Annotated in this window: 1 protein-coding gene; it reads left to right on the forward strand. The window is 44.2% G+C overall.

Features of this window, described 5'->3' with window-relative positions:
- Nucleotides 1-321, forward strand: a 321-nt coding sequence (locus ACRHOZ_RS20860; RefSeq protein ID WP_431130179.1) for a hypothetical protein, incomplete at both ends; no start/stop codon positions are given.

Raw genomic sequence — 321 nt, forward strand, 5'->3', positions numbered from 1 at the left:
ACCCAAAATCAACTCCGGCACCAACCATTACATTGCTGGATGAAAATGTGGGATCAAACTACATCATTGCAGGACACGAGCCTTTCTCCATCAACAACAGATTGGATCAGAAGCTTTTTCAATTAACAAACAACCTCAACTTTTTCAAAGGGGATCATACGTTCACCGTTGGGTTCTCTTTTGAGAAGTTCCAATTTGACAACTCCTTTAACTTAGGGGTGTATGGTGCACAAGGAGTGTTCTTACCAACAGGCTCCATAGCTGATTTTAGAGGTCTGGATGCTGCCGGGGAAGCCGCGTTGGTCAATGTTTACCAAGGTC

The organism is Flagellimonas flava (assembly GCF_050617915.1).
GTDB classification, from domain to species: domain Bacteria; phylum Bacteroidota; class Bacteroidia; order Flavobacteriales; family Flavobacteriaceae; genus Flagellimonas; species Flagellimonas flava_A.